A 13366-nucleotide genomic window follows, 5' to 3' on the forward strand; every position below is an offset into this window, starting at 1 on the left:
CGGCCTTCCGGGAACGTCTCAGCGATGTTGAGGCCTTCAACACAGGCAGTTTCAGCAAGGCTGGTGAATAAATGAACGACGAGCCGCACGGCCCCCAGGTCGGGTAAGCGAAGCGCCACCGACAAAACGACGGCTTCTCCGCTGACCTCACTTCATCCGGTGTTCCCCGTTGAGCAGCGCTTCGCGATCGAAAAAGCGCTGGATCACACCCTCCGCCATAAACGCCGCCCGATCGGACATATGGGCGATGACATCGGCATCGTGGCTGACCAGCAGATAGGTCATGCCGTGCTCCTGTTTCAGGCTATTAAGCAAATTGAGGATTTCCGCCTGCACCGACATATCCAGCGCCGAGGTCGGCTCATCCAGCAGCAGGATCTGCGGACGCAGCAGCAGGGCACGGGCAATGGCCACGCGCTGCCGTTGACCGCCGGAGAGCTGGTGCGGATAGCGGCGTGCGGCGTCGGCGGCCAGACCCACCTGCTCAAGGGCGGTGGTCACCCGCGGGGCAACGTCGCGGATGCCGTGGATCTGCAGCGGCTCCGCCAGGGTGCGCCACAGGGTGTGGTTGGGATGCAGCGAAGCATACGGATCCTGAAATACCATCTGCACATTGCGTCGCAGCTCGCCCTGAAAGCGGGCGCCCGGCGCGATGGCCTGGCCCAGCAGCGCCATGCTGCCGCGCCATTCGCGCTGTAATCCGGCGAGCACGCGCAAAATCGTCGATTTGCCGCAGCCCGAGGCGCCGATCAGGCTGAAGGTTTCCCCGGCGTCGACACGGAAACTGGCGGCGGAAACCGCCGTCTTCGCGCCGAATGTTACCTGTAAATCCTGAAGATTAACGATCGCCATGGGGCGTCTCCGTAAAGTCCTGGGTTCTGTCGAGGGTCGGCAGCATCTGGCCGTAAGTGTGCGCATTCGGCCGGCAGGTCCACAGGGTGCGGGTATAAGGGTGCGTCGCGGTCGGCAGCGCCCGCGCCGGCATCTCATCGACCTGTCTCCCCTGGTACATCACCAGCACGCGATCGCAATGCGCGGCCACCAGCGGTAGATCGTGGCTGATCAGTAACATGGCCATCTGCCGCTGCGCGCACTGCTCCACCAGCAGCTCGAGGATCTGGTTGCGCAGGCGGGCGTCAAGGGCCGAGGTCGGCTCGTCGGCTATCAGCACCCTCGGGTTATTGAGCAGCGCGAGGGCGATCATCACCCGCTGCCCCATCCCGCCGGAGAGCTCGCCGGGATAGCGGCTGAGGACCGGGAGATCCAGACCGACGGCGGCGATGGCGTCTTTGACCGCCTCGGCGCGAGCGCGGCGGCTGAGACGCTGATGCAGGGTTAACGCCTCCTCCAGCTGCGTCTGAATGGACTGCACCGGATTCAGCGCATAGCGCGGATCCTGCAGCACCATGGCGATATCGTTGCCGCGCAGTTCGCGCCAGCCGCGGGCGCTGAGGGTCAGCACATCGCGCCCCAGCACCTCCAGCCGTTCGGCGCTCACCACCCCGGGCTTGCGCACCAGGCCCATCAGCGCCCGGGCGGTCATCGATTTGCCGGAGCCGGATTCCCCCACCAGCGCCAGCCGCTCGTTGCCGAGGGTGAAGCTGACGTTGTCCACCACCCGGGCGGTGGGGTAGTCGACGGCGAGTCCCTGGACGGTCAGTCGGATGTCAGTCATGTTGCGGCTCCAGAATATCGCGCAGGCCATCGCCCAGCAGGTTAAACGCCAGGCTGGCGAGCAGGATCGCCGCGCCGGGGATGGCGGCGATCCACCACTGATCGAAAATCACCTGCATCCCGTCGGCAATCATCGCTCCCCACTCCGCCATCGGCGGGCGGGCGCCCAGGCCGAGAAAGCCGAGCCCGGCGGCGGCGAGGATAATGCCCGCCAGATCGAGCGCCAGCCGGACAATCGCCGACGGCAGACACAGCGGCATAATATGGCCGACCAGCAGCCGCCAGCCGCGGATGCCCAGCATCTCCGCCGCGGCGAGGTAATCGCTATGGCGCAGGCGCTGAATTTCGCTGCGCGCCTGCCGGGCGTAGGCCGGCCAGGTAGTCAGGGCTAACGCCAGCGCGCCGTTGACCAGCCCCGGGCCGAGCATCGCCACGAACGCGAAGGCGAGGATCAGCCGCGGCATCGACATCACCACGTCGGTAAAGCGCATCAGTATCCGCTCCAGCCACCCGCCATAGTAGCCGGAGAGAATACCCACCAGCAGACCGACGGGCAGGGTAATGGCGGTCACCAGCGCGACCAGACCCAGCGCTGGACGGGCGCCGTAGAGCAGGCGCGACAGCAGATCGCGGCCGTAGCTGTCGGTGCCGAGCCAGTGCCCCGCGCCCGGGCCCTGCAGACGGGCGGCGGCATCCTGCCAGTTGGGATCGTGCGGCGCCAGCCACGGGGCGAACAGCGCGGTCAGCACCAGCAGGATCACCAGGGTCAGGCCGCAGAAGGCGGCGGGTGAGCGGCGCAGACGGCGTAAGAACAGATAAGTCGGCATCAGCGCACCCTCGGGTCGGTTAACCGCACCAGCAGGTCGGTCAGGTTATTGATCAGCACAAAACTCACGCCGATCAGCAGCGTGCCGCCCATGATCGCCGTGGTATCTCCGGCGAACAGCGCGGTGGTGAGGTAGCGGCCGATCCCCGGCCATGAGAAGACGGTTTCGGTGAGCACCGCCCCTTCGAGCATTGAGGTCCAGGCGAGGGCGGTCACCGTCAGCAGGGTGCCGCGGATATTGGGCAGAACGTGACGCAGCAGAATCGTCATCTCACCGGCCCCTTTGGCCCGCGCCAGCAGAATGTACTCTTTGTTCATTTCACTGAGACAGGCGGAGCGGGTCAGACGGGTGATGCTCGCCAGCGAGTAATAGGCCAGAACCAGCCCCGGCAGCAGCAGATGGCCGATAGCATTTTTGAAAGCCGCTGTATCGCCGGAGAGCCAGGTGTCGATCAGCGCAAAACCGCTGCGCGGCTCGACGGTGTACTGATAAATATCGTCGAGACGACCCGGGCCCGGCGCCCACTGCAGCCGGGCGTAGAACAGGGCCAGCATCAGCAGGCCGAGCCAGAATATCGGCACCGAGTTGCCCAACAGGGTAAAGGTGCGCACCGCCAGATCCCACGGCGAACCGGCGTAACGGGCGCACAGCACCCCGGCGACGATGCCCAGTACCGCGCCGACGATCAGCGCCAGGGTCGCCAGCTCAAGGGTCGCCGGGAAGACCGCCAGCAGATCGTGGAGCACCGGCTGGCCGGTGGCGCTGGCGATACCGAGATCGCCATGGGCCAGGTTGACCAGGTAGTGCCAGAACTGCACCGGCAGCGGCTGGTCGAGACCCAGCTGATGGCGAACCTGATCATAGGTCGACTGGCTGGCATGGTCGCCGACGATCTGCAGTACGCGGTCGACCGGCGACAGCGCGGAGAGCGAGAAGGTGACCAGCAGTAGCCCGAACAGCGTCAGCAGCAGGGTCAACAGCCCCTGCAGCAGGCGGGTAAGATGAGTGGAAAACGATGGCATGGAAAATGGAAATTCTTGGTATATCAACATGGTTCCCGGCGGCGCGACGTCCACCGGGTCCGGGTGGATAAACGGTCATCCGGGCAGGGCGAGACCGCCGTGCCCGGTAACATAACCCGCTTACTTGGTCACGTTATCGTACCAGACCATGTCGGCGTTCAGCCCCTGCTGATAGCCCTTCACGTTATCGCGCACCACGATCTGGTTTTTCCCCTGGTCAATAAAGACGTATGGCGAATGCTGCAGCAGGGTTTCCTGCATCGTTTTGTACAGGTCGAGGCGTTTCGCCGGGTCCGGCTCCGCCACCGCGGCGAGGGTGGCTTTATTCAGCTCAGGGATCTGCCAGCCGTTGAGCCCGGCCACGGTGCTGGATTTACCATCGTTCCACGCGAAGGCGCTGGCGTTGGAATGGGCATCAAAGTAGTCCGGGATCCACAGGCGGATCGCCGCCTGATGCTGCTTCGCGCGCACCCGGGCATAGACCTGGCTGCCGGCGGCCGGCAGGAGATCCACCTTCACCCCGCCCTGGGCGAAGCTGGCCTGCAGCGACTGGGCGATGGTGATAAACGGCGGTTTGTTCTCCACGTCGAGGGTGAAGTGCGCATCCTTAATGCCCGCTTTATCAAGGATAGCCTTAGCTTTTTGCGGGTCGAAGGCGAATGGATTGGTCTCCAGTGCCCCCGGCAGGCCGGCCGGCAGGAAGCTTTGGTGAATAAAGTACTGGCCTTTCAGCAGATTTTTGGTGATGCCCTCATAATCGACCAGCCAGCGCGCCGCCTCCCAGAAGGCCGGATTATTGAGCAGCGGGTTGGCGCTGTTGGCGGTATTAAACACCAGATAGTTCTGCTCGGCGGACGGGATGCTCAGCACCTTCACGCCGGGTTTATCCTGCAGGGCGGCAATCTGGTCAGCGCCGAGATCGCGGGCCACGTCGGCATCCCCTTGCTGGATCAGCAGGCGGCGGGAAGCCGGGTCGGGGACGTTTTTAATAATGATGCTCTTGATCTTCGGCGCGCCGGTGGGGGAGCTGGCGTTGGCTTCCAGCACGATGGCCTGATGCGGCTGGTAGACGCGCATTTTATAGGCGCCGCTGCCCGCCGAGTGCATCTTCAGCCAGTCGTTGCCGAAGTCGTTATTTTTCGCGTTCGGCGCCACCTGTTTTTCATCAACGATAGAGGCGATGGGAGTGGAGAGAATATTCAGCGCCACCGCCGGGCTGACGTCGGCAGTCCAGTGCAGCGTCAGGGTATGGTCGTCAACCTTTTTCAGCTGGCTGGCGATGTTGTCCGGCTGCCAGCCGAGCACGTTGAGAATAAACGCCGGCGATTTATTCAGCGTCACCGCGCGGGTGTAAGAGAAAATCACATCTTCCGGGCGCAGCGGATTACCGGAGGCGAATTTGGCATCCGGCTTCAGTTTAATGGTCAGGGTTTTCGCCGCCGGGTCGGCCTGCCAGCTTTCGGCGAGGATCGGCACGATTTTTTCAGGGTTGTTGCGGTCCGGCTGTACCAGGCGCTGGTAGAGGCTGGGCACCGTCTGAATGCTGGAGAGTTCGTTCGCTTCCGCCGGGTCGAGGCTGACGATATCGTCGAGACCCTGAGCGACCACCAGCGTGTTGGGCGGCGTGGCGGCATGCGCGGCGGCGGAGAGCGCCGTCAGTACCAGTAAAGGCAACAGTTTCTTGGTCATATGCAATCCCTGAAAAATGGTTATTTTAATTTTTTATGCTTCGCTACGTTAGGCCGCTTGCCAAAAGGCGTAAAGTCAAAATAAGGATATCCTTATGCTAAAAACGCATAATCAAGAACGACAGGTTATTGTCAGGCGTGCAGAAGCGCCTTTCTCGGCTGCTGGCTTCTTGCTATAACGCATTGTCTATTGCGAGGAGGTGGGTGTGCCGGAAATCAATGAGTTTGGCCAGCAGGTGAACGATCTTGTCCCTGGCTGGCAGGGGGCGCGAGTCCTGCGGCGAACGGCGTTAAATGGCCGTTTTTGTCGACTGGAGCCGCTGGACGTTGACCGTCATGCGGCGGATCTGTTTGCCGCCTATGCGCTAGGCGACAACAGCGACTGGACGTGGCTGGCGTCTACGCGGCCGGAGAGCGTGGCGGCGACCGCCCACTGGATCGCGGGCAAGGTGAATGATGATGCTCTGGTGCCCTACGCGGTGATTGACCTGCGTAGCGAGCAGGCGGTGGGTATCGTCAGCTATATGGCGATCGAACGGGAAATGGGCACGGTTGAGATCGGCCATGTCACCTGGTCGCGACGGATGAAAAACACCCCGCTGGGTACCGAAGCGGTCTGGCTGTTGCTGAAGAACGGCTTTGATCATGGCTACCGTCGGCTGGAGTGGAAATGCGATTCGATGAATGTCGCCTCGCGCCGGGCCGCCGAGCGGTTGGGCTTTAGCTGGGAAGGGCGCCTGCGGCAGAGGCTGGTGCGCAAAGGGCGGACGCGCGACAGCGATATGCTGTCCATCATCGATGGCGAGTGGCCTGCGCGCGATGCAGCGCTGCGGGCATGGCTGGCGGTGGAGAACTTTACTGCCGACGGGCAGCAGATCAAACGCCTGGAGGCGTTTCGCTAACATCAGAGGCTGTCCCGACCTTCCGGGAACGCCTCTGCGATTTTGACGCCGCCGATACCGGTGGCGTAAGTGGCTACATTAACCGCTGGCCGCCCGGACCGTAGGCCGGGCAAGGCATAGCCGCCGTCCGGCCTAAACGATCAGCGGCGAACCGGCGCGTCGCCAGCGACATAATACGCCGCGGTGCTGCGCGGCAGCGGCTGGCGGCCGCGAATGGCGTCAGCCATCTTCTCGCCGATCATAATGGTGGTGGCGTTCAGGTTGCCGGTGATGATCTGCGGCATAATTGACGCATCGACCACCCGCACTCCTTCCAGACCGTGGACCCGGCCTTCGCCGTCGACCACCGCCATCTCGTCGTAACCCATCTTACAGGTCCCGCACGGGTGGAACGCGGTCTCGGCGTGGTTGCGCACAAACTCATCCAGCTCGGCATCGCTCTGGCAGTCAATACCCGGGCTGATTTCGCGGCCGCGATACTTATCCAGCGCCGGCTGGTTCATGATCTCCCGGGTGATGCGAATGGCGTCGCGGAACTCCTGCCAGTCCTGCTCATGGGACATATAGTTAAACAGGATCGCCGGATGGGCGTGCGGGTCGCGCGACTTCAGACGCACGTGGCCGCGGCTGGGGGAACGCATCGAGCCGACGTGGCACTGGAAGCCGTGCTCTTTCACCGCGTTGGAGCCATTGTAGTTAATCGCCACCGGCAGGAAATGGTACTGAATGTTCGGCCAGGCGAACTCTGCGCGGCTGCGGATAAAACCGCCCGCTTCGAACTGGTTGCTGGCGCCGATCCCGGTGCCGCCGAACAGCCACTCGGCGCCGATCTTCGGCTGGTTCCACCACTGCAGCGCCGGGTAGAGCGACACCGGCTCTTTGCACTCGTACTGCAGGTACATCTCCAGATGGTCCTGCAGATTCTCACCCACGCCGGGGAGATCGTGGACCACCGGGATATCGAACTGCCTGAGCAGCTCGGGGTTGCCGACGCCGGAGCGCTGCAGGATCTGCGGCGAGGCAATCGCCCCGGCGCACAGCAGCACCTCTTTGTTGGCCGTCGCTTTTGACGGGATAGTGCTTTCCCCCTCCAGCCACTCGACGCCCACCGCGCGCTTGCCGGCAAAAATAATGTGATCGGTCAGCGCATGGGTGCGGATGGTCAGGTTGGGGCGACCGCGCGCCTGGTCGAGATAGCCGCGGGCGGTGCTGGCGCGACGGCCCTGCGGCGTCACGGTGCGGTCCATTGGACCAAAGCCTTCCTGTTGGTAGCCGTTGAGATCGTCGGTGCGCGGATACCCCGCCTGCACCCCGGCTTCAACCATCGCCTCGAAGAGCGGATTATTGCCCGGCTTCGGCGTGGTGACGCTCACCGGGCCATCGCCGCCGTGATAGTCGTTGGGCCCAATATCGCGGGTTTCCGCTTTTCGGTAGTAGGGCAGGCAGTCGAGATAGCTCCAGTGTTCCAGTCCCGGGGCGGCGGCCCAGTTATCGAGGTCCAGAGCGTTGCCGCGAATGTAGCACATGCCGTTAATCAGCGAGGAGCCGCCGAGCCCTTTGCCGCGCCCGCACTCCATGCGGCGGTGGTTCATATAGGGCTCCGGTTCGGTCTCGTAGGCCCAGTTGTAGCGTTTGCCCTGCAGCGGGTAAGCCAGCGCGGCGGGCATCTGGGTGCGGAAGTCGAACCGGTAGTCCGGGCCGCCGGCCTCCAGCAGCAGGACGGTGGTGTTTGGATCTTCAGTCAGTCGTGTCGCCAGAACGTTGCCGGCGGAGCCGGCGCCAATAATGATGTAGTCAAATTGCAAAAAAACCTCCCGGTTAAAATATGGACTGGAATTTACCCATCTCAACCTGGATGGACTTCACCTGGGTGTAACTCTGCAGGGTCATCACGCCGTTCTCGCGGCCAATACCGGAGTGCTTATAGCCGCCGACCGGCATCTCCGCCGGGGATTCCCCCCAGCTGTTGATCCAGCAGATGCCGGCTTCCAGCTGATGAATGGCGCCGTGGGCGCGGTTCAGGTCGGCAGTGACGATACCCGCCGCCAGACCGTAGTCGGTATCGTTGGCGCGGCGGATCGCTTCTTCTTCGGACGCGTAGGTGAGGATGGACATCACCGGGCCGAAGATCTCCTCGCGCACGATGGTCATCTCATCGGTGCAGTCGGTAAACACCGTCGGGGCCACCCATGCGCCGTTGTCAAAGCCTTCGCCCTTCAGCACGTCGCCGCCGCACAGCAGGCGCGCGCCTTCTGCTTTGCCTTTGGCGATGTAGCGCAGCACATTGTCACGGTGCGGGAAGCTGACCAGCGGGCCAAAGTTGGTGGTTTCATCGAACAGATCGCCCGCGCGGATGCGGCCCACGCGCTCAACGATTTTCTGCTCAAACGCCGCCTTAACCTTCGCGGGGACGAACACCCGGGTGCCGTTAGTGCACACCTGGCCGGAGCTGAAGAAGTTGGCCATCATGGCGATGTCGGCCGCAAGATCGAGATCCGCATCGTCGAAAATAATCAGCGGCGATTTACCGCCCAGCTCCATGGTGACCTCTTTCAGCGATGAGGCTGCGGAGTTGGCCATCACCTTTTTGCCGCTGGCGACGCCGCCGGTAAAGGAGACTTTAGCGATGCCCGGATGTTCAGTCAGGTACTGGCCGGTCTCCGCACCCACGCCCGGCAGGACGTTAAACACCCCGTCCGGCAGGCCCGCTTCGCTGTAAATTTCCGCCAGCCTGAGGGCGGTGAGCGGGGTGACTTCGCTCGGTTTGAAAATCATTGCATTGCCGGCGGCCAGCGCTGGCGCCGATTTCCACAGGGCGATCTGGATCGGATAGTTCCACGCGCCGATCCCGGCCACCACACCCAGCGGTTCGCGGCGGGTGTAGACGAACGACGTCTCGCGCAGGGGGATCTGACTGCCTTCCAGCGCCGGGATCAGCCCCGCGTAATACTCCAGCACGTCGGCGCCGGTGACGATGTCCACGGTTGAGGTTTCGGAATACGCTTTACCGGTGTCGAGGGTTTCCAGCTTTGCCAGCTCGTCGTTCCGCTCGCGCAGGATATCGACGGCGCGACGCAGGATGCGCGAGCGTTCCATGGCGGTCATCGCCGCCCAGATTTTTTGCCCGCGCCGCGCGCTCTCAACGGCGCGATCGACATCCTCGCGTCCGGCAGCCTGAACGGTCGCCAGCACCTCGCCAGTGGCAGGGTTGATGGTCTCGAAGGTGCGACCGCTGGTGGCCGATGTATAACCACCATTAATATAAAGCTGCTGTTCTGCCATTCGGGACATAACGCCTCCTCGGTTATGGGTTCGGTAAATGCTGACGAATAAAGTGGCTGGTCAGCGACTGCGCCAGCGTCTTATCCAGCGGTTTGCCGCTGAGCGCCGCCCGCAGCCACAGGCCGTCTATCAGCGCAGCCAGCCCGTAGCCGGCCTCCTGGGCCTGCTCGCGCGGCAGCTCGCGGCGGAACTCGTACACCAGGTTTGACAGCAGGCGGCGGCTGCTCACCTGCTGCAGGCGGTAGAGCATCGGCTGGTGCATGCTGCTGGCCCAGAAGGCCAGCCAGGCCTTCATCGCCGCGCTGCTGATCTGCGTCTCATCAAAGTTGCCGCCGACTATCGCCTGCAGACGCTCTCCGGCGCTGCCGTCCGGCAGGGCGTGCAGACGGTTAAGCACCGCGTCGCGCAGCTGGCTGGTGATGTCGCGCATGGTCGCTTCCAGCAGACCATTTTTGTCTTTGAAATAGTGACTGATGATCCCCGTCGATACGCCCGCCCGCCGGGCGATCTGCGCGATGGTCGCGTCGTGCATTCCGACTTCATTTATTGCGTCCAGCGTGGCGTCGATCAGTTGCCTGCGCCGGATTGGCTGCATCCCCAGTTTGGGCATTTTTGCCACTCCATTCATCAGCGTTGGTTAACTATTAAAGCGGTTTTTGATTGGACGTTCAATATAAAATGTGTCTTAATTGTTACGTTATTGAATTTTAATAGTTACAAAAACAGTGGGGATACTGGATGACAGATCTTTCGCAAAACAGAGAAAAGGACAAAATCAATCCGGTGGTTTTTTATACCTCGGCCGGACTGATTTTGTTGTTTTCCCTGATGACGATCTTTTTTCGCGATTTTTCTGCCGAGTGGATTGGGCGCACCCTGGACTGGGTGTCGAAAACCTTCGGCTGGTACTATCTGCTGGCGGCGACGCTGTATATCGTCTTCGTCGTCTGCATTGCCTGTTCGCGCTTCGGCTCGGTGAAGCTCGGGCCGGAGCAGTCTAAGCCCGAGTTCAGCCTGCTGAGCTGGGCGGCGATGCTGTTCGCCGCCGGGATCGGCATCGACCTGATGTTCTTCTCGGTCGCCGAACCGGTGACGCAATATATGCAGCCGCCGGAAGGGGCGGGGCAGACCATCGAAGCGGCGCGCCAGGCGATGGTGTGGACGCTATTCCACTACGGACTCACCGGCTGGTCGATGTATGCCCTGATGGGCATGGCGCTGGGATACTTTAGCTATCGTTATAATTTGCCGCTCACCATCCGCTCGGCGCTCTATCCTATCTTCGGGAAAAAGATTAATGGCCCCATCGGCCACAGCGTCGATATCGCGGCGGTGATCGGCACCATCTTCGGCATCGCCACCACCCTCGGCATTGGCGTGGTGCAGCTCAACTACGGTCTGAGCGTGCTGTTCGATATTCCTGACTCGCTGGCGGCGAAGGCGGCCCTGATAGCGCTGTCGGTGATCATCGCCACCATCTCGGTCACCTCCGGGGTGGACAAGGGCATCCGCGTGCTCTCCGAGCTGAACGTCGCGCTCGCGCTGGGGCTGATCCTGTTCGTGCTGTTCATGGGCGATACCTCCTTCCTGCTCAATGCGTTAGTGCTGAACGTCGGCGACTACGTCAACCGCTTTATGGGCATGACGCTGAACAGCTTCGCCTTCGACCGCCCGGTGGAGTGGATGAACAACTGGACGCTCTTTTTCTGGGCGTGGTGGGTGGCCTGGTCGCCGTTCGTTGGCCTGTTCCTGGCGCGCATTTCGCGCGGGCGCACCATCCGCCAGTTTGTGATGGGCACCCTGATTATTCCGTTCACCTTTACCCTGCTGTGGCTGTCGGTGTTCGGCAACAGCGCGCTGTATGAGATCATCCACGGCGACGCGGCCTTTGCCGGGGAGGCGATGCTCCACCCGGAGCGCGGCTTCTACAGCCTGCTGGCGCAGTATCCGGCGTTTACCTTTAGCGCGTCGGTGGCGACCATTACCGGTCTGCTGTTCTACGTCACCTCTGCCGACTCCGGCGCGCTGGTGCTGGGAAACTTTACCTCGAAGCTGAAGGACATCAACAGCGACTCCCCGAACTGGCTGCGCATCTTCTGGTCGGTGGCTATCGGTCTGTTGACCCTCGGGATGCTGATGACCAACGGCATCTCGGCGCTGCAGAACACCACGGTGATCATGGGGCTGCCGTTCAGCTTTGTGATTTTCTTCGTGATGGCCGGACTGTATAAATCCCTGAAGGTGGAAGATTACCGCCGGGTCAGCGCCAGCCGCGACACTGCCCCGCGCCCGCTCGGCCTGCAGGATCGGCTGAGCTGGAAGAAGCGCCTGTCGCGGCTGATGAATTACCCGGGCACGCGCTATACCAAACAGATGATGGAGACGGTGTGCTTCCCGGCGATGGAGGAGGTTGCCCAGGAGCTGCGGCTGCGCGGCGCCGCGGTGAAACTGAAGAGCCTGCCGCCGGAAGAGGGCGAGAACCTTGGTCACCTCGATCTGCTGGTGCACATGGGCGACGAGCAGAACTTTATCTACAAGATCTGGCCGCAGCAGTACTCGGTGCCGGGCTTTACCTATCGGGCGCGCAGCGGGAAATCCACCTATTACCGGCTGGAGACCTTCCTGCTGGAGGGCAGCCAGGGTAACGACCTGATGGATTACAGCAAAGAGCAGGTGATCACCGATATTCTCGACCAGTACGAGCGGCACCTGAACTTTATCCATCTGCACAGGGAAGCGCCGGGGAACAGCGTGATGTTCCCGGATGGCTAGTCAGGGGAGCCCCCGTCGGGGAAAGACTGACGGGGGCGACGGGCCGTTACTGGTAGTTAAAAGCGTCCGGATGGTTGTCGAGGCTGCCGCTGAGGGCGGCAAACAGCACGGTTTTGCCATCAATGGACAGGGCGTCGCTGACGTTAAGCCAGGTCAGCTTCTCCTGGTCGGTTTTTTCATCGACCACCGAGTAAACGCCTGACATCTGTTTGGTTTTTTCCGACCAGATCACCGCGATACGCTCATGGCCGCAGTCGTGGGGTTTGCAGGCGCTTAACACCTGCCAGGATTCGCTACCCAGCTTCACCGTCTGCGCCGGCGAACCGGTGCCGCCGGTGGTCACCCAGGCGGGCAGCTGATGGCCTTTGACCATCTGGTTAAACGACGCCCGGGTGGCGGTATCGTGGGCCAGACTGTTCAGCGTAACGTCGCCTTGCGCCATGACGCTGGCGGAGGCGGCTAAGGCGATAATAGCGGTAAGCGTTTTAAACATGTTTCCTCCTGGACTTATTCCGTCCTCATAACAAGCCTCTTTATAGTGAGCGTAGATAATGATTAATGCAAACTATGACATAAATCCCGCGAATGATTAGCAGCGGTGCGCGCATGGACGTTACGCTAAGCGATATGCCATGATGCGGATTGATTAAAATTTTCCAATATATGCCCTTGTGATAAAGCAGTTAGCGAAATGGCATAGTTATTCAGGCGATAAAGCATGGCGTATGTGAATCATCTACTGACGTTTATTGAGAGTAATCCGGCGCTGGCGGTGGGATTTAACCTTATTCTGCTGCTGCTCTCTGGCATATTTGCCCACCTTTTATGCAAGTTCTTGCTGATTAAAGTGGTGCGTAAGGTCTTCTTTGGTAGCCATAAACAGGACGTGCCGCTGGAGAAGGATCGACGCATCGCCGAAAAGCTGTCCAATTTCATTCCGGTTATTATCGTCTATTACGTTCTGCAGTTTATGCCGGCGATGCCGGCATCGTTGGTGACGGCGATTAATACCATCTGCGGGATCTTGTTTTTTATTTTTATGTCGGTGTTTTTCAACGAGATGCTGGATATTGTCAACAGCTCTTATCTGCGAAAAACCAAACGTAAAAATCATTCCATTAAGGGCTATATCCAGATAGGCAAAATCTTAGTCCACATCCTGGCGGCGATTATGATCCTCGCCGTGATGTCGAACAAAT

At 61.3% G+C, this 13366-nt stretch carries 11 protein-coding genes and 1 pseudogene; 3 read left to right on the forward strand and 9 right to left on the reverse strand.

Annotated elements, in window-relative coordinates; genetic code table 11:
• Window positions 1–147: 147 nt before the first annotated feature.
• The 5 genes from ABLV52_RS22835 to ABLV52_RS22855 form a co-directional block, all read right to left on the reverse strand.
• Window positions 148–852: an ABC transporter ATP-binding protein gene (locus ABLV52_RS22835; RefSeq protein WP_348890957.1), complete on the reverse strand. Its 705-nt coding sequence runs from the start codon at window positions 850–852 to the stop codon at window positions 148–150.
• Window positions 839–1675: an ABC transporter ATP-binding protein gene (locus tag ABLV52_RS22840; protein WP_348890958.1), complete on the reverse strand. Its 837-nt coding sequence runs from the start codon at window positions 1673–1675 to the stop codon at window positions 839–841. The genes ABLV52_RS22835 and ABLV52_RS22840 overlap by 14 nt, the downstream gene beginning before the upstream one ends.
• Window positions 1668–2501 (reverse strand): ABC transporter permease, encoded by an 834-nt coding sequence (locus ABLV52_RS22845; protein WP_348890959.1) that lies wholly within the window; start codon window positions 2499–2501, stop codon window positions 1668–1670. The genes ABLV52_RS22840 and ABLV52_RS22845 overlap by 8 nt, the downstream gene beginning before the upstream one ends.
• A complete protein-coding gene (locus ABLV52_RS22850) occupies window positions 2501–3523 on the reverse strand; it encodes an ABC transporter permease (protein WP_044521521.1) in 1023 nt (340 codons plus the stop codon). Before ABLV52_RS22850 ends, ABLV52_RS22845 begins: the two co-directional genes overlap by 1 nt.
• Before the next feature lie 120 nt (window positions 3524–3643).
• On the reverse strand, window positions 3644–5212 hold the full coding sequence (locus ABLV52_RS22855) for an ABC transporter substrate-binding protein (protein WP_348890960.1): 1569 nt from the start codon (window positions 5210–5212) through the stop codon (window positions 3644–3646).
• 205 nt (window positions 5213–5417) lie between these two features.
• Here ABLV52_RS22855 and ABLV52_RS22860 point away from each other — a divergent pair, with 205 nt between their 5' ends.
• Window positions 5418–6113: a GNAT family protein gene (locus ABLV52_RS22860; protein ID WP_032455045.1), complete on the forward strand. Its 696-nt coding sequence runs from the start codon at window positions 5418–5420 to the stop codon at window positions 6111–6113.
• Between the two features lie 140 nt (window positions 6114–6253).
• Here the strand turns inward: ABLV52_RS22860 and betA are convergent, their stop codons facing one another.
• The 3 genes from betA to betI are packed head-to-tail and all read right to left on the reverse strand — an operon-like array spanning window position 6254 to window position 10005.
• Window positions 6254–7918: a choline dehydrogenase gene (gene betA, locus ABLV52_RS22865; RefSeq protein WP_182948022.1), complete on the reverse strand. Its 1665-nt coding sequence runs from the start codon at window positions 7916–7918 to the stop codon at window positions 6254–6256.
• 13 nt (window positions 7919–7931) lie between these two features.
• A complete protein-coding gene (gene betB, locus ABLV52_RS22870; RefSeq protein ID WP_132134088.1) occupies window positions 7932–9404 on the reverse strand; it encodes a betaine-aldehyde dehydrogenase in 1473 nt (490 codons plus the stop codon).
• Between the two features lie 13 nt (window positions 9405–9417).
• Complete coding sequence (gene betI, locus ABLV52_RS22875; protein WP_023288759.1) at window positions 9418–10005, reverse strand: transcriptional regulator BetI; 588 nt, start codon at window positions 10003–10005, stop codon at window positions 9418–9420.
• A 128-nt stretch (window positions 10006–10133) separates the two neighbouring features.
• On the opposite strand from betI, the gene betT reads away from it, so the two are divergent.
• Window positions 10134–12167, forward strand: a complete 2034-nt coding sequence (betT, locus tag ABLV52_RS22880; RefSeq protein ID WP_348890961.1) for a choline BCCT transporter BetT — start codon at window positions 10134–10136, stop codon at window positions 12165–12167.
• 46 nt (window positions 12168–12213) lie between these two features.
• On the opposite strand, the gene ivy is transcribed toward betT, so the two are convergent.
• Window positions 12214–12660 carry an Ivy family C-type lysozyme inhibitor gene (gene ivy, locus ABLV52_RS22885; RefSeq protein WP_023288761.1) on the reverse strand — a complete coding sequence of 149 codons (447 nt, stop codon included), beginning with the start codon at window positions 12658–12660 and terminating at the stop codon, window positions 12214–12216.
• A 225-nt stretch (window positions 12661–12885) separates the two neighbouring features.
• Between ivy and ABLV52_RS22890 the strand changes: the two are divergent.
• Window positions 12886–13306, forward strand: a pseudogene (locus ABLV52_RS22890) (hypothetical protein).
• Window positions 13307–13366 lie beyond the last annotated feature (60 nt).

Source organism: Klebsiella sp. GB_Kp056 (genome assembly GCF_040064755.1).
In the GTDB taxonomy this organism is placed as follows: domain Bacteria; phylum Pseudomonadota; class Gammaproteobacteria; order Enterobacterales; family Enterobacteriaceae; genus Klebsiella; species Klebsiella quasipneumoniae.